The sequence below is a fragment of the Rhodococcus sp. NPDC059179 genome (assembly GCF_042754885.1).
In the GTDB taxonomy this organism is placed as follows: Bacteria; Actinomycetota; Actinomycetes; order Mycobacteriales; family Mycobacteriaceae; genus Rhodococcus_G.
Genome location: NZ_JBHZBV010000002.1, coordinates 239273 through 259358, shown reverse-complemented (window position 1 = coordinate 259358; position 20086 = coordinate 239273). Strand labels below are relative to the sequence as shown.

The following is a 20086-nucleotide window of genomic DNA, read 5'->3' as shown; positions in this document are numbered from 1 at the left end:
TCGCGCGCATGATGAACAACATGAAGGCGGCGGCGCTGAGCGCAGGCGTCGTGGCCGTGCTCGCGGGATCGCTCACCGGCTGCGGACAGTCCGACGAGGCCGCAGCCGAGTCGGCTCCGGCGGCAGGCGCCCTCCGCTCCTCGGCTGTGCTGGACCAGGCGTTGTCCGTTCCCGGTGCCGCCGTCGCGTACCGGATGGATTACCAGACCAAGGGTCCGGGTGGGGTCGGAGCGGAGAGCACCGGTGCACTGTTCGTGCCCGAGGGCGACGCGCCCGACGGCGGTTGGCCGGTGGTGGCGTGGGCACACGGCACCGTCGGCGTCGCCGACGACTGTGCGCCTTCTGCGGTACCGCGGACCGAGCGGGACGCGAACTACCTCGCGGGGTGGCTGAAGCAGGGATATGCCGTCGCAGCATCCGATTACGTCGGTCTCGGAACCGCCGGCGTGCATCCGTACCTGGACGGACCGACCGCCGGCTACAACGTGGTCGACTCGGTTCGGGCCGCGCGGGCGGTGCCGGGTGCTCCGGAGCTGTCCACGACATGGATGGTGGTCGGTCAGTCCCAGGGCGCCCATTCGGCGATGGCCACCGCGGCGCTCGCAACCGAGTACGCGCCCGAGCTCGACTACCGCGGCGCGGTGGCCACCGGGCTACCCACCCGCAGTCAGGACGTGCTCCCGATCGGCCCACAGACCGTCTACCCGCCGATCACCAGCTTCATCGCGATGCAGCTGGCCGGGCTCCGGGCCGCGAGCCCGGAACTGGACCTCGACAAGTACCTGACGCCGGTGGGCAAGCAGATCCTCAGCGATATCGAGGCGTCCTGCGCGAAGGCCGTGAACGACCGCATCAACCCCATCCCGGTCGGGACCATGTTCACCACCCCCATCGACGACCCGCACGTCAAGGACGTGTACACCGCTCTGGCCGACGTGCCGTCGCAGGGCTACGACCGGCCGATGTTCATCGCACAGGGCGAACAGGACAGGCTGGTGGCGGCGCCGACGGTCCGCAAGCACGTGGAACTGTTGCGGCAGAACAACGTCGACTTCGTCTACAAGGAGTACCCGAGCGACCACAGCGGCACGATGGCGGCATCGTTCCCGGACACGTCCGCCTTCGTGCGGGAGCAGATGGCGGCCGGGAACTGATCCGGCTCACACCTCCGCGAACTCCAGGCCGCCCTCCGCCGAGGCGAGGACCCTGCGGCGCAGCGGCGAACCGAGCGCGGTCGCCAGGTCGCTGCCATCGTGCTCGGCCAGCAGTTCGTCGTTGGCCCACACCAGGAGGGTGGCGCTCACACTCTGCGCCGCGGCCGAGTGGGCCAGGTCGTAGTGCGCACATCCCGGCACCCCGGCGTAGGTCACCCACAGGTCGTAGCCGGTCATGAACAGGTCCAGGTCGAATTGCACACTCAGGCCGAGCAATTCGCTGCGGCCGTTGTCGTCGACGCCTGCGAACGCCTCATCGAGGCCGAGCAGGCGTGGGGCGTGCGGATCGGCGGACGACAGCATGACGTGGGCCGCCGCGAACAGCGGAAGGTGCAGCGACACGGACTGTTCGCCGCCCGAGAGGGCGCCGTGCCTGGCCACGGTGAGCCGGTCCTCGCTGCCGTCGCCCCCGATCAGGGTGAAGGAGAAGACCCGCCATCGGCGGTAGTCCAGCGCGGTCTCGAGGATCTCCGGGTACGACCGCTCCGGGTGCGCGGCCCGAGCCATCCGGATCTGCGCCGCGAAATGCGCACGCATGGTGGCGAGTTCATCGGCACCGAGAGCGGAGGCGTCGCGGTCGAGCAGTTTCGAGATCGCCCGTGAACTGTCGTCGAGGTTGTCGGCCAGCACCCAGTGCACCCCGATGGTGCTGCCCGAGGACATGCGGCGCTCGCGCATCTCGGCGCTCATCTGCGCGATCAGGTCGCGGGCGTCGACGGTGCGCTCGTGGATCTGCTGGGCGAGTCCGGTCAGCAGTGCATCTTCGAGGATCCGTCGTTCCGACTCGGTGAGCAGCAGTTCCTGATCCTGTCGGGCAGCGCTGATCCGGGCCGCGAAGTCGCCGATCGACGAGTGGCCCTGGTCGTCTTGAACCTGAACCGTGGTCACCCCAGCGGGGGCGTCCCATTGCAGCCGGTAGTCCTGGCCTGCGGCAGCGAGTTGGGCGTCGAAGTCCTGCAGGGCGGCGGTCAGGGCGGTTCGCGTCGATTTGCCCGCGTTCTCGGAGACCTTCACCGATTCCGTCGCCGTGGACATCGCGGACAAGAGCGCGCCTACCTCCGGGGGCACCACCGGTGCCGGCTCGGTCGGGTTGCCCTCGATCCGGTACAGCAGTTGGTCGGTGCTGAGCCAGGCCGCGTCGCTGGCAGGCCACGAATGACCGCCCGCGACTCCGAGGAGCTCGAGGAGGTCGCGTCTGGCATACGGCGCCAGACGGTTTGCGTCCGAACGAGTCTCGGTGAGGGCGCTGCGCAGTGCCTCGACCGCCGTGTTGTAGGCGCCCTCGGCCTTGCCGATCTGCTCGACAGCGGATTCGTGCGCCTTGCGTGCCGCGCGCTGTTCGACGGTGGCCGCCTCGATCCGTGCCCGCGCCAGCTCCAGGTCGGCGTCGATCTGTTCCGCCGAGGCGCCGAGGGCGTCGCGCAGGGTGGCCAGGCGCTGGACCTGTTGCGCCAGCTTCTCCTGGGCGACGGCGGTCTCCTCGGCGAACTCCTCGGCGACGTCCCGCGCCTCCGTGTGCCGGTCGTCGGCCTCGCGCTGGTGCTCGACCTCCTTCTCACGATCGCGCCTGCAGCGCAGCACCAGCTCGCCCTGCTTCTCGAAGTGCCGGATCGCCGCCGCGAGCGAGTCGAGGTCCCGCGCCTGATTCGGGGTGCGGTGCGAGACCGCGGTGGCCCGCAGCTGCTTCTCCTTGGCACCGAGGTCCGCGATGGCCTGGTCGAGCTCACGCTGGGAGGCTGTGGCCGCCTCGGAACGGGTCCGGAGGGCACCGGCCGCCTCGGCGACCGCGCGCAGCGCGCTCAGCACAGCCGTGGTGCGCGGCAAGGACTTTGCGGCCGCTGTCACCGAGGCGAGCAGCTCCGTCGCCGCCTCCTGTGCGGAGCGCGCGGTGTCCCCGGCCTCGCGGGCCCGCTCGAGTGCGGTATCGATCTCGGCGAGGCGTTGCTGCCTGCGGCGCGCGCGGGCGGTGGCGCCGATGTACTCCGCGTCGGGCTTGACGTGTCTGCCCTGCTGCACGCCCTGCCGGTACTGGCCGTCCGCTCCGACCGCGACACCCGTCCCTGGACCGTCGGAGCCGCGTCGCAGCGCGATCGAGGCGAGCAGCGCCGCCACCCGGTCCGCTGGGACGCCTGCGTCGGGTTCGACCAGCAGCACGTCGGCGAGAGTCGGGCCGGACGGGCGCTGGTCCGCGGCGAGGGCGGTGAGGTACTGCTCGGACTCCGAGTCCGGCGGTGCGCCGTCCCCGCCGTACACCCAGCCGTCGAGGAGATTCGCGGCCTGCAGGGCAGCCTCCACTCCGGCGGCTTCCGATCCGTCGATGGTGTCGGCGAAGCGGACCAGGCGCCACAGCGGCGCCCCGATCAGTCCTTCGCGGGATCCGGTACGGGCCGCGAATCCCGGTGGTGCGTCGTCACGTTCGGCAGAGATCCGGGACCGGGCGGCGGTCAGGTCGGCGATCTCAGCCGCGGCGCTGTCGGCCTCGATCTCGGAATGCCTGCGGCGGGACCGGACCGTCTCGATCGCGTCCTCGGTGTGCTCACCGAGCACCGCGGCGAAACCGGGGGAGTCGTCGTCGCCGATCTCGGACACCGCGTCGTTCAGGCTGATGAACAGTTCGCTTCGCACACCGATCGACGCGTACGTGCGGGAGTTCCTGGTCCACCACGAGCGGACCGCGGCCGCACACTCGGTGCGGGCCACCGCGGCCGCTGCCTCCGACTCGGACACCGCGACCGTCGAGGCCTCGAGCAGTTCGCGTCCGCGGTCCGCGGCGCGCTCGGCCCGTGCCCTCTCGGTCTGCGCCTTCTCGACCGTGGTCACCGCGGCCCGCACGGCCCGGACGTCGCCGTCGCGTTCCTCCGCGTGGCCGCGCACGGCCGCGGTGATCTGATCGGTCCGCGCCGCCGCGGGCAGCGGCGCCCACACGATTCCCGCATCCTCCGCGGCGGATTGCAGCTCGTCCTCCGACCGGGCGAGGGCCTCCACCGCACGGGTGACCGCGGCGGCGGACTTCGCGGCGTCGTCGGCGCGTTGCTCGAGGCTGGCCCGCGCCTTTTGCGCCTTGTCGGACTGTTGGTCCGTGGACTGTTTCAGTTCCGCTACAACCGCGGCGAGGTCGTCGAGTTGCTGCTTGCCGGTGTACGCGTTGGACTGCTCGAGCGCCTCCTTCTCGGCCTTGGCCAACTCCAGCTCGTGTTCGGCGGACTCGTACCGCGCCTGGGCCGAGACCCGGTCCTTCTGCCGCTGCTCTTGCAGTCCGGAGGCCTCGGACAGGGTGAGGACGGCTTGGTCGACGGCTTCGAGGCGCCGCGAGACCTGCTCGATGTCCGCACGGGCCTGCTGGCGGAGGTACTTGGTGTACACCGCGACGAAGCCCTGCGCGGCCTGGTCCGCGGCGGCCAGGCCCTCGAGTGCGCGTCCGACCTCTTCCATGTCGCTGAACGAGCGCGCCGCCTCGAGCACCAGCTGCGGATCGAGGGGGCGCAGGCCGTCGGTGAGCGCCTGCGACAGGCCCTTCGGGTCGAGGTTCTTCGCCAGCTGCGGCCTGCGCAGCGTGAGGATCAGGTTGATCAGCTGGTCATAGCGTTCGGCGCCGAGGCCGAAGAGGCGGGCGTCGATCGCGGCCCGGTAGTCGGTGGGCCGGTCGGTGATCGCGTCGGAGCCGAGCTGCTCGGCGAGCTGCCGCTTGGTCAGCGGGCGGTCGTCGTCGCCGAGTAGGGAGAAGTCGATCCCCACCCGCCCCTCCGCGACGAAATGCCACCGGGTGACCTTGTCGTTCTGCCGGGTGGCGCGCATCCCGATGCCGACGGTGACCGCCTCCGGGTCCGACTGCGATCCGCGGGCGAACTCCATCCAGATGTAGGAGTGCGCGCTGTCCTGGCCGCGGTAGAGCAGGTTCGACTTCATGGTGCGCTCTTCGCCCGCGAACGGGTTCAGCCTGCGCGGCTCGATGCGGCCGTCGAGAACGAAGGGGAAGAGCACTTCGAGGGCCTTGGTCTTGCCCGAACCGTTGGGCCCGCGCAGCACGAGCCGGCCGTCCGCGAAGGAGAACTCCTGGTCGCGGTAGTCCCAGAGGTTGATGATCCCGGCCCGGGTCGGGCGAAAGCGCGCGCTTGCCATGCGAATTCTGCCTCTACTTCTCTACTTGTCGTTTGGGGTCGGGGTCGTCGGCGAACAGTTCCGGCTGGCTCGCGCGGTCGCGGATGTTCACGACGACCCCGCGGTAGCGCGCCAGCGCGGGCAGCACCAGCACGCCGCCGGTGGTGCACAGCACCAGCCGTTGCTTGTCCAGCAGCGCGACGGCCTGCTGCCGCAATCCGTCGCGATCGGCCTGCCACTGCGCAGCGAAGGTCCTGCCGAACCGGCGCACCAGGTCGTCGACCGCGTCTCGGATCCAACCGTCCTCGATCAGCGGAAGCAGAACTGGCACAGCGCCATCCGCAACCGGGGCCTCGGCAGGGCGTTCGGCGAGCCCGTGGAAGATGCCCGCCGCCGGGATCGCGTCGTCGAGCTGCGTGATCAGGGCGGTCGTGCGAGGCTCCGGGATGGGCAACCGCGCGAGCCCGTCCGCATCGGGGTCGAGCACGCGATCGGCGATCTCTCCTGCCAGCAGGAGCGCGACCTGGGCAATGGTGCCGGTGTGCGGAAAGCGCAGGTCCGACATCCGCCCGGACGCGTCGATCAGCGCGATGCCCTCTTCGCGGCGCTCGGCGACCAGGCCGGTCAGGGCCTCGACGTCCGCCGCCGTCCGTGGCAACGCCAGCTGCAGGCGCTCGTCGTCGTCGAGTTCGCCCGCGTACACGACCGGGCGCTCCACCAGTGCCCTGCGCACCCGCCTCGCCGTCTCCCTCAGGTCCGTGGTCCGGTCGGGCGTGTGCCCATCCTCGTCGGCGGCCGGGAGATCCGCGCCCGACAGCAGACCCCGGATCGAGGTGAGGTGCTGCAGCGCCCGCGGCGGCCGGAACAGCGCGACCACGACGGACCGGTCGATGTCGTACAGCGCCTCGCCTGCACTGGGGTTGGCCGCCCAGCCGCCCGCATCGCCGTCCGCCAGCGCGATGGCGCCCCTGGCCGCCAGCCAGCCGACCGCGTCGACGAACGCGTCCCGGTCGGCGGCTCGCTCGGTGGACAGTTCGACGCCGTTGACCTGGGCGGCGTCGGCCGCGACGTGGTCCGCCAGCTCCGAGAGGGTGATCTGGTTCCCGGCCCGACCCAGCGCCGCGAGGCACAGAGCGAGGTAGGCGTAGCGGTGCCGGTCGAAGGTGCGGTCGGTGGTGGTCCTGGCCGCTGCCGTCGGGTCAAGCCGGTCGGCCACCGTGAACAGGCGCGCGGTGGTCTCGGTGACCTCGAGCCGGTACCCGAACAGTTCGAGCATGTCCTCACGCAGTTCGGTCGCCCATCGGCGCAGCAGCGGAAGCGCGATCCGGTCCGGATAGCTCTGTGTGACAAGGTGGTTCGAGAGGACGATCCGGGCCGCGCGCTGGTAGGAGTCGAGGGCGAGCGGCGGGATCTCGCGAGCCCTCACTGCACGCTCACCTGCAGCCGGTCCAGGTGCAGCCTGCCGCGGGTGGTCTGCACCGTGGTCGACTCGTCGTGCGGGCGCAGCGTCAGCCGCACCCCGTTCTCCGCGCCGGTTGAGCTGGTGACGCGGCCGCTCACCGGCACCCGGGCGGTCAGCGCGGCGCCCAGCAGGCTCAGCAGCACCTCGGTCTCCTGCTCGTCGAGAACCCGGTCGTAGACGCCGCCGGTGGCCAGCGACTTGGCCGCGGTGGCGCGGGCGCGCTGCGCCGCGAGCTGCCCCTCGCGCAGCCGGCGGATCCCGGCGTCGTTGCGCTGTACCCGGGCAGGCAGGCCGGGGGTCGGGGTGCGGCCGGTCTCGGCCAGGGTGCGGGAGATCTCCACCGGCGGAGCCTCCCACCAGGACCGCGACTCAGGGATGATGTCGGCGTCGGGGTGCAGCATCGACAGGTGTCGCGGCCTGCCGAGGTCGAACACGGCCTGGTACAGCGCGTGCGCGGCATCCTCGCTTGGCGTCGCGGCGAACCAGCCGGCCAGGTGCCGTAGCTGGCTCTCCCGGCTCACGCCGCCCCTGCGGGTCTCGGTGACGCGACGCAGGAGCGAGAGCACCGCGGCGATGGCGCTCATGGTGCCCTCCCGCAGCCGGTCCGATTCGGTGACACCCGCGTCGGCGACGAACCAGTGACCGAGCCCCGACCACCGGGCCCGCCAGTCGTCCTCGCGCTCCCGCAGGGTCAGGAACACCCGCTCGTCGCTGGCCGCGGCCCGCGCGATCAGCTGGTCGATGCCGGTCTCCTCGACGGCCTCGATCGCTTCCGCCAGCTTGGGGGCGTATCGGGCGAGATCCGAGCTGAACTCGCGCATGTGGGTCAGGAGGGCGTCCTTGTGCGCGAGGAACGCTTCGGGGGTGATCTCGGTGGTGCGGACCAGGTCGCCGAGCGTGAGATAGAACTGTGCGGCCCTGGCCGCCATGTCGGACAGCGTGGCGTCGAGCCGACTGAGCTTGCGGTAGATCAGGTCGCCGTCCGCGGCCCGGTTCGCCGAGGCCAGCTCCTGCATGTCTGCCAGCAGGTCCGGCAGAGCGAGGCGGGAGAGCGAAGCGTCCTCCAGCCGGGCGCCGAGCACGTCCTCGACCGCCCGGAACGCCTGGTAACCCGCCTGGCTGAACTGGTAGACGAAATGCCGGTTGCGGTACTCCGCGAGGGTGGCGGCCCGGGTGCCGTCGTAGCTGCGTTCGAGCACACCCCACACGTGCAACTGCTCGAGGAGTGGCGTGATCTCGTCGGCGGCGAGCCGCCCATTGGAATCGGCGGCGAGCCGCCCATTGGAATCGGTGGCCTGGTCGTCGTCCGCGATCCGGCTCAGGATCTCCGCGATCTCGCCCGCGTGCAGCAGCACCACGTAGTTCGCCCTGGCATGGTCAAAGGCCCGCAGCACCCGCAGGTAGTCGGCGCGCTTTTCCGCGTTCGTGAAGGCGAACAGACGCAGCCGGTCATCGCGGGCGAACGCGTCGCGCGCGCCCGCGCTGGACGTTCCGGAATCACTCATCGTGAACAGGGTAGGGGAGCGGCCGGGCGGCACCTAGCGGGCGTACGGGTCGGCGTTTCGCCCGGCGCCCACAACAAAGCCGGGGACGCGATTACGCGTCTCCGGCTTTGTAGTGGGTTGCGGTGGCTGCCTACAGCGGAACCGGCGCGCCGTAGGTCATCGCGATGTCACCGGAGGAGGTCTCCACCCGGGCGTACGGCCGGAGCGTCACCTGCCCGAGTGCGCCCGAGACGCTGCCGTGCACGCCCGCCATCCGGATCCTCGCCCCCGGACCGTCGAACTCCTTCTCACTGACCAGCGGAACGTCGGTGATGCCACCGGGCTCGAGGTCGAAGATGAGGTTCTGCTGCGGGATGATGTCGCCCGCCAGCATGCCGCGGTTCTCGAAGCCGAGTTCGAAGTCGGGATCCCCGAACGCATCGCCGACGATGATTCCGTCGGTGTGCTCCAGCTCGAAGCCGAGGCCGGGGGTGTTCAGCTGGATCGTCGCACCGGTGAGCGCGACCGGGTAGCCGACCTGGTAGCCGAAGGACAGCTTGGTGCCCGTGAACTCCGCCGCACTCGGGCCGTCGATGCTGACCTGCGCGTAGCCGTTGTGGAAGAACTCCCGGCTGAGCGGCGAACTGTCCAGCGGCGGCACCGCATTGATGAAGGTATCGCCCTGCGAGACCTCGATCCGATTGCCCTCGAAGTCGACGAGGCTGTTCGCATTGTTCACCACCGCAGCCGACGTGCCGTTACCAAGAAGCATTCCGACGGCCGCGACGGTGGCGATGGCCGCCACTCGCCGCTGTCCAGTTCCGCGGCGGCGCCGAGGTCCACGAATTCTTGCCATGAATCCACATCCGTTCGGTCGAGTTCCCGATCGCGTGCCGCGATCGGCCCAAATCAACACAGGTCCCCGATGCGTCTCGAACGCTAGTTGATAGCGGTGGTTGCCGCGACTCTTTCGGCGCCGTGGCGGAGAATGGTTATGCGCGGTTGCGGTTGGCGGTCTCCCAGGCCCGGTCGTACCTGTTGCCACCAGGGCGCTTGACGTCCTTGCTGCGGTAGACCACATAGGGACGGCCCAGGTAGCCGATCGGCGCGCTGAAGACGTGGACGAGGCGGGTGTACGGCCAGATCGCCAGGAGTGCCAGCACCGTCAGGCCGTGCAACTGGAAGCTGAGCGGAACGCCGACCATCAGTTCCGGCTGCGGGCTCAGCGAGAACAGGCTCCGGAACCACGGCGACACCGTGGAGCGGTAGTCGTACGTGCCGAGGATCAGGTTCTCGCCCATGGTGTTGAACATGCCGGTCGCGATGACGGCGATGAACAGCAGGTACATGAGCTTGTCGCTGGTGGTGCTCGCCTGCCTGACGCTGGCAACGGTGATCCGCCGGTACACGAGAATGGCCAGTCCCACGACCGTGGCGATACCCGCGGGCACGCCGACGCCGACGGCCAGGATGTGGTAAACGTGATCAGAGATGCCCAGCGCCCGTGTCCAGCTCGCCGGGATCAGCACGCCGCCGACGTGCCCGGCGAGCACCGCCAGGATTCCGAAGTGGAACAGCGGGCTGCCGAGCCGCAACAGCCGGCTCTCGTACATCTGGGACGACCGGGTGGTCCAGCCGAACTGGTCCTTGCGGTAGCGCCAGATATGACCCACCACGAATGACGTGAGGGCGATATAGGGCAGGGTCAGCCACATCAGCGTGGTCACCGTCGTTCTCCCATCTCGGGGTGCAATGCGGGGTCGAGCGCGTAGGTGTCGAGGCCGACCGCTTCCTCCGGCGGCCCCTCGGCCGCCATCTTCGCCACCTTCTGCCGGTCGTCGGTGTCGAGCTCCGGCAGGGTCGCGCACACCGCGTCCAGGACGGCGGCGAACGGCGAGTCGCCATCGTGCAGGGACAGGCGCAGCACCTCCACCACGGCGCGATGCTCGACGAGCAGCCGCCAGCCGCGCGCGGCATCGGTGGTCGCGGCGAACTCGAGGACGACGGGCAGGTAGTCGGGAAGTTCGTGGTCGCCCAGGGTCACACCGCCGTTGCGGTAGGCGTTCTTGAAGCGCAGCAACGCCATTCCGCGATTACGGGTGTCGCCGTAGGCGTAATAGGACAGGTGCAGGCTGCTGCGCCGCCGCAGGTCGAACGTCTCCACGAACAGGGAGGACAGCTCGATCCTGGGTGTGCGCTGCATGAAGTCGACGCACGACACCAGGTTCGAGCCGGCCGGTCCCGGCACCGTTGCGGCCGCCGCGCGCAGCTCGTCGAGCATGCCGAGGGTCTGCTCGGTCGGGTAGTCCAGCAGGAGCGCGGCGATCCGCCACACCACCCGCTGGTCCCGCTCGGACAGGGTGGCCTCAGCCCCCGGTCTGAACTTGTTGGACACCTTGCGGCGCAACCCGAGCGCGACCATCAGGCGCCGTCCCGGCTCGAGGCGGCCGCGGTCGGGATCAGGCCCGCCGTGCTCTTGCCGTCCCAGTTGAGCAGGTTGATCCGGCCGGACTTGTTCTCCGGTGCCGCACTGGAATTGGTGTCGACGGCCTGCTCGGTGAGGTGGAACTTGTCGGCCATCACGTCGAACGCGGTCATGCCGGGTCCACCGTCGCCTTCCAGGCTGCACCCGGTGGCGAGCGCGTCGAGTCGGTGCGCGTCCGAGCCTGCCCCGTTCGGGATCACGTACCGGTCCTCGTACTTCGCGATGGCGAGCAGCCGGTACATCGACTCGATTTCGGTCTCGGTCAACCGAACCGCCTTCGCGACCTCCGGCCGGGTCGGCTCGCCGAGGTTGACCCGACGCATGTGTGCGCGCATCGCGGCCAGTCGCTGAAGGGAGGCGCGCACCGGCCCGACCTCGCCCGCGGTGAAGAGTTCGGCGAGGTAGTCGATGGGGATGCGGAGCGCGTCGATGGCGCCGAAGAGGTTGTCGGCCTCCTCGCCGTCGTGACCGGTGTCCGACAGCGCGTCGACCATGGGCGAGAGCGGCGGGATGTACCAGACCATCGGCATGGTGCGGTATTCCGGGTGCAGCGGCAGCGCCACCTGGTAGTCGACGATCAACTTGTAGACCGGCGAGTTCTGCGCCGCCTCGATGAACTCGGCGGAGATGCCCGCCCGCTCGGCCTCGGCGACCACCCGCGGATCATGCGGGTTGAGGAACACGCCCAGCTGCGACGGGTAGAGGTCCTTGTCGTCGGTCACCGACGCCGCCTCCAGCACCGCGTCGGCGTCGTAGAGCATCACGCCGATGTACCGCAGCCGGCCGACACAGGTCTCCGAGCAGATGGTCGGGATGCCGACCTCGATCCGGGGATAGCAGAACGTGCACTTCTCGGCCTTGCCGGTCTTGTGGTTGAAGTAGATCTTCTTGTACGGGCAGCCGGTGACGCACTGCCGCCAGCCGCGGCACTTGTCCTGGTCGACCAGGACGATGCCGTCCTCGGAGCGCTTGTAGATCGCGCCGGACGGGCAGGACGCCGCACAGGCCGGGTTGAGGCAGTGCTCGCAGATGCGGGGCAGGTAGAACATGAACGTCTGCTCGAACTCGAGCTTGATCTTGTCGGAGACCTTGGCCAGCAACGGATCCTTGCCGACCTGCTCCGGTCCGCTACCGAGGTCGTCGTCCCAGTTCGCGCCCCAGGTGACCTTCGTGTCCTCACCGGTCAGCAGCGACTTGGGCCGCGCGACCGGGACCGTGTCCATGGCAGGCGAGGCCAACAGGTTCTCGTAGTCGTAGGTCCACGGCTCGTAGTAGTCCGAGACCGTCGGCAGGTCGGGGTTCGCGAAGATGTTCAGCAGCCGCTTGAACCGGGAACCGGTCTTGAGGGTGAGCTTGCCGCGCTTGTTGAGCGTCCAGCCGCCCTTCCACTTCTCCTGGTCCTGGTACTGCCGCGGATAGCCCTGTCCCGGACGGGTTTCCACGTTGTTGAACCAGGCGTACTCGACGCCACCGCGGTTGGTCCACGCCTGCTTGCAGGTGACACTGCAGGTGTGGCAGCCGATGCACTTGTCCAGGTTCATCACCATGGCCATCTGTGCCATAACTCTCATCGTCGGCTCTCTTCGTTCGTGTTCGCGTTCGGCAGGGTCGCATTCGGCAACATCAGTAGGTCACTTCCTGGTCGCGGCGGCGGATCGTGGTGACCTCGTCGCGCTGATTGCCGGTCGGTCCGTGGTAGTTCATCGCGAAGGACTGCTGGGCGTAGCCGCCGATCAGGTGCGACGGCTTGATCATCAAGCGGGTCAACGCGTTGTGGATACCTCCGCGCTTGCCGGTGCGCTCGGTGCGCGGCACGTCCACCGCGCGGTCCTGGGCGTGGTACATGAACACCGTGCCCTCGGGCATCCGGTGGCTGACGATCGCGCGGGCCACCACGATGCCGTTCCGGTTGCTCGCCTCGATCCAGTCGTTGTCCGCCACACCGATCTTGGCGGCGTCCCTGTCGGACATCCAGATGGACTGGCCGCCGCGCGAGAGCGTGAGCATGTGCAGGTTGTCCTGGTACGCGGAGTGGATCGACCACTTCGAGTGCGGGGTGAGATACCGGACGGTGACCGTCCCACCGACCCCGTTGCCGTGGGTTTCCCCGACCGCGGGTTCGCTGAACAGCGCGGTCATGTCCAGCGGCGGACGGAAGATCGGCAGCTGCTCACCGAGTTCGGCCATCCAGTCGTGGTCGAGATAGAAGTGCTGCCTGCCGGTCAGCGTGTGCCAGGGCTTGAGCCGTTCGGTGTTGATGGTGAACGGCGAGTACCGTCTGCCGCCGGTCTCCGACCCCGACCATTCCGGCGAGGTGATCACCGGCACCGGTCGGGCCTGGGTGTCCGCGAAACGGATTCGGGTGCCCTCGTTCTCCGCGGCCAGGTCGACCAACTCGGTCCCGGTGCGCTCCTGCAGGTGCTCGAAGCCCTGGGTGGCGAGCCGGCCGTTGGTGGTGCCGGACAGCGCGAGGATCGCCTCGCAGGCGTACTTGTCCTTGGCCAGCGAGGGCCGCCCCGCCGCGATGCCGGTCTGCACTGTTCCGTTGACGCCACGCAGGTACTCGACCTCCTCGGTCGGGTGGGTGGTGACGCCCTTGGTGGTGAGGCCGAGCTCCTCGACCAGCGGGCCGAGTGCGCCGAGCTTCTCCGCGATCGCCGAGTAGTCCCGCTCGACGACGACGATCTTCGGCATGGTCTTGCCCGGGATCGGCTCGCACTCACCGCGTTTCCAGTCCAGCACCCGGCCGCCGGGCTGGGCGGTGGCGTCGTTGGTGTCGTGGATCAGCGGCATCGCGACGATGTCGCGCCTGGTGCCGAGGTGCTTCTCCGCCAGCCAGCTGAAGCCGCGGGCGATGCGGTGGAACGCCTCGAAGTCGGTCTTGGTCTCCCACGGCGGGGAGATCGCGGGGGAGAAGGCGTGCACGAACGGGTGCATGTCCGTGCTCGACAGGTCGTGCTTCTCGTACCAGGTGGCGGCGGGCAGCACGACGTCGGAGAACAGCGTGGTGCTGGTCATCCGGAAGTCCAGCGTGGTGAGCAGGTCGAGCTTGCCTGCCGGGGCCTCGTCCCGCCAGATCATCTCCTCGGGCCGGATCCCCTCGGAGTCGCGGGCGTTGAGGTTGGAGTCGGCGCCGAGCAGGTGCTTGAGGAAGTACTCGTTGCCCTTCGCGGACGAGCCGAGCAGGTTCGAGCGCCAGACCGTGAGACACCGCGGGAAGTTCTCGGGTGCGTCCGGATCCTCGACGGCGAACTGCAGGTGACCGGTCTTGAGGCCGTCCACCACGTGCTCGGCGACGTCCTTGCCCAGTCGGTCCGCCTCGTCGGCCAGGTCAAGCGGATTCCGGTTGAAGGTCGGGTAGCTCGGCATCCAGCCGAGCCGGGTGGCGAGGGCGATGTTGTCCGCCGCGGTGCGGCCTGCGAACTTGCCGTCCGCGAGTGGCGAGGACATCACCTCGGCGGTGAACGGGTCGTAGCGCCACTGGTCGGTGGCCAGGTACCAGAAGATGGTGCCCTGCATCTGGCGGGCGGGCCGGGACCAGTCCGAGCCGAATGCCAGTGTCGCCCAACCGGTGACCGGACGGCACTTCTCCTGCCCGACGTAGTGCGCCCAGCCGCCGCCGTTGACGCCCTGGCAGCCGGTGAGCATGGTCAGGGTCAGGAAGGACCGGTAGATCTGATCGGAGTGGAACCAGTGGTTGGTGCCGGCGCCCATCAGGATCATCGAGCGGCCGCCGGAACGATCGGCGTTGTCGGCGAACTCGCGGGCGACGCGCGCCGCTGCCGCGGCCGGGACGCCGGTGATGCCCTCCTGCCAGGCGGGGGTGTAGGGCTCCTCGGTGTCGTCGTAGCCGGTCGGCCAGTTGCCGGGCAGGTCCGGGCGTCCGACGCCGTACTGGGCGAGCATCAGGTCGAACACGGTGGTGACGCGGCGGCCCGCGACCGTCCTGGTGGGCACACCGCGGCGCAGCACGCCGGGGACCGAGGTGTCGTAGCGCGGGAAGTCGACGGCGACGGCGCCTGCCGCCATGTCCTGGTCGTCGTGCATGGTCATCAGCGGGTCGACGCCGTGCAGGTCGAGGTTCCAGTTGCCCTTGCCGGACTCGGTGAAGCGGTGGCCGAGCGAGCCGCCCGGCACCACGGTCTCGCCGGTCTCCGCGTTCAGCAGCACCGTCTTGTGCTCGGCTCCCTCGGAGGTGTCGCCGAGATCGGCTGCGGTGAGGAACTTTCCGGGGACGTAACCGTCGCCACGCTCGTCCAGGGTGATCAGGTACGGCAGGTCGGTGTACTTCTTGACGTAGTCGGTGAAGTACTCGGTGTTCTTCTCGATGAAGAACTCCTTGAGGATCACGTGCCCCATCGCCATGGCGAGCGCACCGTCGGTGCCAGGGCGCGCGGGCAGCCACTGGTCCGCGAACTTCGTGTTGTCGGCGTAGTCGGGCGAGACCACGACGACCTTCTGGCCGCGGTAGCGGGCCTCGGTCATGTAGTGCGCGTCCGGGGTTCGGGTGACCGGGACGTTCGAGCCCCACATGATCAGGTAGCCGGCGTCGAACCAGTCGGCCGATTCGGGCACGTCGGTCTGATCGCCGAACACCTGGGGGGAGGCCTCGGGCAGGTCGGCGTACCAGTCGTAGAAGGACAGCATCGCGCCGCCGATCAGCGAGATGAACCGGGTGCCGATCGCATGGCTGACCATCGACATCGCGGGGATCGGCGAGAATCCGGCGACGCGGTCCGGGCCGTACTTCTTGATGGTGTGCACGTGCGCGGCCGCGACGATCTCGGCGGCCTCCCACCACTCGGCGCGGACGAAACCGCCCTTGCCCCGGGCGGACTTGTAGCGCTTGGACTTCTCGGGGTCGGTCGCGATGTCCTCCCACGCGAGAACGGGGTCCTTGAGCCGTTCCTTCGCGTCCCGGTACATCTCGAGCAGGACGCCGCGCACGTACGGGTAGCGAACCCGGGCAGGCGAATAGGTGTACCAGGAGAACGACGCGCCGCGGGGGCAGCCGCGCGGCTCGTACTCGGGCTTGTCGGGACCGATCGAGGGGTAGTCGGTCTGCTGGGCCTCCCAGGTGATGATCCCGTCCTTGACGTAGATCTTCCAGGAGCAGGAACCGGTGCAGTTCACGCCGTGGGTGGACCGGACCACCTTGTCGTAGGACATCCGATCGCGGTAGAAGTCGTCCGACGTACGGCCGCCGATCTGGTACAGCGCGCGCCCGTCCTCGGAGGCCTCGCCGCGCTGGAAGTGTCTGCCGAACTTGAGCAGGGAATCGGCGAGATCTGTTCCCGCGGAACCGGTGGCGGTGCCGGGCTTGGTTGAGTGTGGCATTGGTACCTCTCGAGGATCTTCTATGGGCCTGACCGCTGGCAGGCCCCACTGGCTGAGCTGCGTCGTGCGTGCCTGGGCCTAGATGTCGACCATCACCATTCCGTCGACGACCCGGGCCGGGTATGTCTGCGCCGCACCCACTCCCTCCGACGTGCACGCCCCCGTGTCGAAGGAGAACGCGTACTGGTGCAGCGGACACATCACCACGCCCGCGTCGATCTGTCCGTCGGCGAGCGGGCCGCCCTTGTGTGGGCATATCGCGTTCATGGCGCGAACCGTGCCGTCCGACAGCAGGAAAACGGCCAGTTGGAGACCGTCGACGACGTACGTCCTGCCCTCGCCTGGCGTCAGGTCGGTCACCGAGCCGATGGCGGTCATCGGACCGGCACCTGGGGGAGCGGGAGCAGCGGAAGCGACGAAACGAACTGTGCAGGCGACTTCGGTTCGGTGCGTTCCTGCCACGGGTCGCGGTAGCCCTCGACCGCGACCGCCATGCGCTCGTCCAATCCGGCCACGGCCCCCTCCTCGTCGCGGACCAGTATGGCCTGCAGGTGTTCCAGCCCCAGCCGCGGAACCCAGGTATAGGTTCGCTCCAGCCACTTCGCGTCCTCGCGGTAGTACTGGATGAAGCGGCCGGCCAATTCGAGTACAGCTTCCGATGATTCGACGGTCGCGAGCAAATCACCCTTGCGGATGTGAGCACCCGCGGCGCCACCGACGTAGATCTCCCACCGGTCGTCGCCGACCGACACCACGCCGAAGTCCTTGCACAGCGCCTCGGAACAGTTCCGCGGGCAGCCCGCGACCGCCAGCTTGAGCTTGGCGGGGGTCTCGAGACCCTGGAACCGCTCCTCGAGGGCGATGCCGAGCGCGGTGGAGTCGCCGAGACCGTACCGGCAGAAATCGCTGCCGACACAGGTCTTCACGGTGCGCATGCTCTTGCCGTAGGCGTAGCCCGACGGCATGTCCAGGTCGCCCCACACCTTCGGCAGGTCCTCCTTGCGGATGCCGAGCAGGTCGATGCGTTGCCCGCCGGTCACCTTCACCAGCGGCACCTGGTACTTGTCGGCGACGTCGGCAATGCGGCGGAGCTGGTCGGGGGTGGTGACCCCGCCCTTCATCTGGGGCACCACCGAGAAGGTGCCGTCCCGCTGGATGTTCGCGTGCACCCGGTCGTTGATGAACAGCGCGCCACGCTCGTCGACCCAGTCCGGGCCCCAGATGGTGCGCAGCAGCGAGGCAAGCGGCATCTTCGCGCCCGCGTCTTCCACGCCGTCGGCGGCCAGGGCCGCGAACACCTGGGAGACGGCGCGCAGGTCACGCTCCCGGATCGCGGCGATCAACTCGGCCTTGGTCATCGGGATGCAGGGCACGTACCAGTCTGCCGACGGGTCGGCGGCAAGCGCACCGCCCGCCGCGCACGCGACGATGTCGGCCACGAGTCCCTTGCAGGACCCACAGCCCTTGCCCGCCCTGGTCTTTGCGATCACCTCGCCGAGCGAGGACGCACCCGCGTGCACGCAGGCGACGATGTCGCCCTTGCTGACGCCGTTGCAGTTGCAGATCTGGGTGTCGTCCGGCAGATCCGCCGCGTTCGTGCCGGCGCCGCCGTCCGCGAGGTCGAACAGGAGGCTGAGCCGGTCCTCCGGAAGCTCGATCGCGCCGTCGAAGGCCTGGGTGAGCATCCCGGCCTTGCCGACCTCGCCCATCAGGGTGGCGCCGATCAGCTTGCCGTCGCGCACCACCACGTTCTTGTAGGTGCCGTTGCGCGAATCGTAGAACTGGAGGAACTCGTCGCCGTCGAGCTCGGGGCCCTTGACTCCCATCGCCGCGACGTCGACGCCTGCGACCTTCAGCTTGGTGGTCGATCGCGAACCCTCGTAGGCGGCTTCGGGATTCGAGCCGGTCAGGTGCTCGGCGAGCACGACGGCCTGCTCCCACACCGGGGCGACCAGACCGTAGAGCTCGCCGCGGTGCTGGGCGCACTCGCCGACCGCGTACACCGAACCCTCGTCCTCGCAACGCATCTGATCGTCGACGACGATGCCCCGTTCGATCACCAGTCCGCCCGCGCGGGCCAGCTCGGTGTTCGGCCGGATGCCGGCGGTGACGACGACCATGTCGGCGTCGAGGGAGCTGCCGTCGGTGAAGGAGACCCCGGTCACGCGGCCCCGCTCGTCCCGCAGCACCGCGTCGGTCCGGACCGAGGTGTGCACACCGACCCCCAGCGCCTCGATCTTGGCGCGCAGTACCGATCCGCCGCGTTCGTCGAGCTGCTGGTTCATCAGGTGGCCCGGCGAGTGCACGACGTTCACCGTCAGCCCCTGGGTCCGCAGACCGTAGGCCGCCTCGAGCCCGAGCAGCCCGCCGCCGATGACCACGGCGGAGACGTCATCGTCGGCCTGGGCCATCTGCAGCATGCCGTTGGTGTCGGCGATCGTGCGGAACCCGAACACCCCGCGCGCGAGCCGGCCGTCGGGCTCGCGCAGGCCGTCCATGTTCGGGAAGAAGGTGTTGCTGCCGGTCGCCACGATCAACACGTCGTAGTGGACCTCGCGGTCGCTCTCGCACGTCACCGTCTTCGCGAACCGGTCCAGCCGGACCGCGCGGTCACCGGCGAAGAGGGTCACACCGTTCTCCCGGTACCAGCTCATCGGGTTGAGGATCAGGTCCTCGTCGTCGGTGGAGGACTCGCCCGCCAGCACGTGCGAGAGCATGATCCGGTTGTAGTTGCCGTATGGCTCGTCGCCGATCATCGTGATGTCGAACTGGTCGCCGCCGCCCCTGGCGAGGATTTCCTCCACCGTGCGGGCGCCGGCCATCCCGTTACCGATCACAACCAGTCGTCGCATCAGATCACCACCTGTCCGAGGTCCGTGACGGCCGCGCCGGTGTGCCTGTCAGATCGTGAAGGAACCGCCGTGTGCTCGCCATGGAGACGAGCGTGCTGCGTGCCGGTGACGAAGTGGATGCGCAGAGGTTACGTGGGAATCAGGAAGACCTCACCTCGCCGACCGGGTGAATGTCAGGGATTGTTAATCGGTGTCCTGCGTCACGTACCCAGCGACTTCGGGGAGATCGAGCTCACATTCCGCCGAAGCTGCCCGGTCCACGCCTGCGCAGGTAGCGCTCGAACTCCGCCGCGATGGCGTCGCCGTCGATCTTGGAGATCACCTCGGAGATGTCGACCTCCGCGTCGCCGCGCTCCTCCAGCGAACGCACGTACTCGGTGATCTCCTCGTCGTCCTTGGTCATCTCGGTGACCGACTGCTCCCACTCCTCGGCCTGCCCGGGCAGCTCACCGAGCGGTACCTCCACGTCGAGCACCTCCTCCACCCGCTGCAGGAGGGCGACGGTGGCCTTCGGGTTCGGCGGCTGCGACACGTAGTGCGGGACGGCGGCCCAGAACGAGATCGCCGGGACGCCTGCCTTGACGCATTCGTCCTGGAGCACACCGGTGATCCCGGTCGGCCCCTCGTAGCGGGTCTGCTCCAGGTTGAACCGTTCGGCCGACTCGGTGCTGTACGCGGTCCCGGTGACCGGCACCGGACGGGTGTGCGGGGTGTCGGCGAGCAGGGCGCCGAGGATGACCACGGTGGTGACGCCGAGGTCCTCGATGATCTCGAGCAGGTCGTCGCAGAAACTGCGCCAGCGCATGTTCGGCTCGATGCCGCGCAGGATCAGGACGTCCCGCTCGCTGCCGGGGGGAGAGCACACCGACACCCTGGTGGCGGGCCACTCGATCTCACGGGTGACCCCGTCGACCTGGCGAACCGTCGGACGATTGACCTGGTAGTCGTAGTAGTCCTCGGAATCGAGCTCGGCAAGCGGCCGCGCGTCCCAGATGAGTTCCAGGTGTTCGACGGCGCCGCTGGCGGCATCGCCCGCGTCGTTCCACCCCTCGAAGGCGGCGACGAGGATTGGGTCACGCAGGGTCGGCGCGTCGTGCTCGGACGTGACTTCGGGTTCGCTTGGACTCACCCGACCAGCCTACGACCAGGGTCCT

The 20086-nt window shown here is 69.1% G+C and carries 12 protein-coding genes; 1 reads left to right on the top strand and 11 read right to left on the bottom strand.

The window, feature by feature from the left end:
• The first annotated feature begins 8 nt into the window (after positions 1-8).
• The gene (locus tag ACFXMV_RS06130) at positions 9-1154 is read left to right on the top strand and encodes a lipase family protein (protein WP_378499814.1); all 1146 of its coding nucleotides are present in this window, start codon (positions 9-11) and stop codon (positions 1152-1154) included.
• Positions 1155-1160: 6 nt separating this feature from the next.
• Here ACFXMV_RS06130 and ACFXMV_RS06125 read toward each other — a convergent pair whose 3' ends face one another.
• From ACFXMV_RS06125 to ACFXMV_RS06075, 11 genes are all read right to left on the bottom strand, one after another.
• Positions 1161-5333, bottom strand: coding sequence for a TIGR02680 family protein (locus ACFXMV_RS06125; RefSeq protein WP_378499815.1), 4173 nt, complete (start codon positions 5331-5333; stop codon positions 1161-1163).
• A 13-nt stretch (positions 5334-5346) separates the two neighbouring features.
• On the bottom strand, positions 5347-6738 hold the full coding sequence (locus tag ACFXMV_RS06120) for a TIGR02678 family protein (RefSeq protein ID WP_378499816.1): 1392 nt from the start codon (positions 6736-6738) through the stop codon (positions 5347-5349).
• Entirely contained in the window at positions 6735-8279 is a 1545-nt protein-coding gene (locus ACFXMV_RS06115) for a TIGR02677 family protein (RefSeq protein WP_378499817.1), read from the bottom strand. Before ACFXMV_RS06115 ends, ACFXMV_RS06120 begins: the two co-directional genes overlap by 4 nt.
• Positions 8280-8409: 130 nt before the next feature.
• Positions 8410-9114, bottom strand: a complete 705-nt coding sequence (locus ACFXMV_RS06110; protein ID WP_378499818.1) for an MspA family porin — start codon at positions 9112-9114, stop codon at positions 8410-8412.
• Positions 9115-9250: 136 nt separating this feature from the next.
• Positions 9251-9985, bottom strand: coding sequence for a respiratory nitrate reductase subunit gamma (gene narI / locus ACFXMV_RS06105; RefSeq protein WP_378502761.1), 735 nt, complete (start codon positions 9983-9985; stop codon positions 9251-9253).
• Positions 9982-10680, bottom strand: a complete 699-nt coding sequence (gene narJ, locus ACFXMV_RS06100) for a nitrate reductase molybdenum cofactor assembly chaperone (RefSeq protein WP_378502275.1) — start codon at positions 10678-10680, stop codon at positions 9982-9984. Before narJ ends, narI begins: the two co-directional genes overlap by 4 nt.
• On the bottom strand, positions 10680-12305 hold the full coding sequence (gene narH / locus ACFXMV_RS06095) for a nitrate reductase subunit beta (protein ID WP_378502760.1): 1626 nt from the start codon (positions 12303-12305) through the stop codon (positions 10680-10682). The genes narJ and narH overlap by 1 nt, the downstream gene beginning before the upstream one ends.
• 61 nt (positions 12306-12366) lie before the next feature.
• A complete protein-coding gene (locus ACFXMV_RS06090) occupies positions 12367-16080 on the bottom strand; it encodes a nitrate reductase subunit alpha (protein WP_378502759.1) in 3714 nt (1237 codons plus the stop codon).
• A 78-nt stretch (positions 16081-16158) separates the two neighbouring features.
• A complete protein-coding gene (locus ACFXMV_RS06085; protein WP_378501407.1) occupies positions 16159-16458 on the bottom strand; it encodes a Rieske (2Fe-2S) protein in 300 nt (99 codons plus the stop codon).
• Entirely contained in the window at positions 16455-18932 is a 2478-nt protein-coding gene (gene nirB, locus ACFXMV_RS06080) for a nitrite reductase large subunit NirB (protein WP_378502758.1), read from the bottom strand. The genes ACFXMV_RS06085 and nirB overlap by 4 nt, the downstream gene beginning before the upstream one ends.
• Positions 18933-19164: 232 nt before the next feature.
• A complete protein-coding gene (locus ACFXMV_RS06075; protein WP_378499320.1) occupies positions 19165-20061 on the bottom strand; it encodes a PAC2 family protein in 897 nt (298 codons plus the stop codon).
• Between the last annotated feature and the right edge of the window lie 25 nt (positions 20062-20086).